The sequence below is a fragment of the Burkholderia sp. Se-20378 genome (genome assembly GCF_017104665.1).
Taxonomy (GTDB): domain Bacteria; phylum Pseudomonadota; class Gammaproteobacteria; order Burkholderiales; family Burkholderiaceae; genus Burkholderia; species Burkholderia lata.
This window is the reverse complement of the sequence record NZ_JAAGPG010001046.1, coordinates 1-1523: the sequence shown is the minus strand read 5'-3', so window position 1 is coordinate 1523 and position 1523 is coordinate 1. Positions and strand designations below refer to the sequence as shown.

At 67.2% G+C, this 1523-nt stretch carries 2 protein-coding genes; one reads left to right on the top strand and one right to left on the bottom strand.

What is annotated here, in order from left to right; all coding sequences use genetic code 11:
- On the top strand, positions 1–767 hold a 767-nt coding region (locus tag G3N93_RS40030; RefSeq protein ID WP_206135527.1), incomplete at its 5' end, for a YadA-like family protein.
- An 83-nt stretch (positions 768–850) separates the two neighbouring features.
- Here G3N93_RS40030 and G3N93_RS40025 read toward each other — a convergent pair.
- Positions 851–1523 (bottom strand): isochorismate synthase (locus tag G3N93_RS40025; protein WP_206135526.1); only part of this gene is annotated, 673 nt, incomplete at its 5' end.

The following is a 1523-nucleotide window of genomic DNA, read 5'->3' as shown; positions in this document are numbered from 1 at the left end:
ACGTGGCCTCGCTGTCCACGTCGACCTCGACCGCGATCAACTCGCTGTCGACGGGCCTGAGCTCGACGAACAGCAACGTCAACTCGCTGTCGACGTCGACCTCGACCGGCATCGGCTCGCTGTCCACCGGCCTGAGCACGACGAACAGCAACGTGGCCTCGCTGTCGACTGGCGTGACGAACATCAACAACACGTTGAACTCGCTGTCGACGACGATCAACAACAACCAGACGCGCGCGGCAAACAGCAACGGTATCGCGGCCGACATGAACGGGAAGGGAACCGACCTGCCGACCGTGACCACCGGTTCGAACTCGGTGGCGATCGGCGCGAATTCGACGGACGGCGGCCGCCAGAACGTGGTGTCGGTCGGCAACAACACGCAGCAGCGCCAGATTGTGAATGTCGCGCCTGGGACGCAAGGGACCGATGCGGTCAACTTGAACCAGTTGACGGCGGTGCAGTCGACGATGTCGACGGCACTGTCGGGCCAGCAGGCGCAGATCAACTCGCTGGGCTCGCAACTGCAGCAGACCGACCAGATGGCGCGCCAGGGTATCGCCGCGGCGACTGCGCTGACCATGATGCCGCAGGTAGAACCCGGCAAGACGATCAACGTCGCCGTCGGCGTCGCCAGGTTTGCCGGAGAGTCGGGCATGGCGTTTGGCGCAAGCGCGCACATCACGACCAACGGCATCCTCAAGCTGGGAATCGGCGTGTCGGGGAACAACAAGACTTACGGTGCGGGATACGGATATAGCTGGTAACCGACCCGTTTCTTGCAACCAGTCGTTGGCATGGTGCGTGAGCGCGGCGCTGCGGCCGCGCGCACGTTTGTTTCCCGGCAGGGTCAGCCGGCCGCAGACGACGCAGGCTCGCCGGTGCGCACGTGCGTAGCGCCGTCGCGCACGCGGATCGCTGCCTGCATGCCCGACAACTTGAGTTCGGTCTCCTGATATTCGTTGACCGGCTCGGAATCGGCGACGATGCCGCAGCCCGCAAACAACCGGCAGGCGCCGCCGTCGACCAGCGCGGAGCGCAGCGCGACGATGAAGTCGCCGTTGCCGTGCGCATCGATCCAGCCGACGGGCGCCGCATACCAGCCGCGATCGAAGCCTTCATGCGCACGGATGTGGTCGAGCGCTTCGGCGCGCGGATGGCCGGCCACCGCCGGCGTCGGGTGCAGCGCCGCGACGACCTGCAGCAGCGTCGCATCCGCCTTCAGCGTTGCGCGGATGGGCGTGCTCAGGTGCTGCAGCCTCGGCAGCCGGTGCAGCGACGGTTGCTCGGGCACGTCGAGCGCGCGTGACAGCGGTGCGAGCGCCGCGCGGATCGCGTCGACGACGAGCGCGTGTTCGAACCGTTCCTTTGCGGAATCCATCAAGGCTGCGCCGAGTGCGCGATCGTCGTCGGGCGTGGTGCCGCGCCGGATCGTTCCGGCCAGCGCATGTGTGCGCACGTCGCCGGCCGCGACACGCGCGAGCCGTTCCGGCGTGGCGCCGACGAAGCAGGCCCCTTCACGG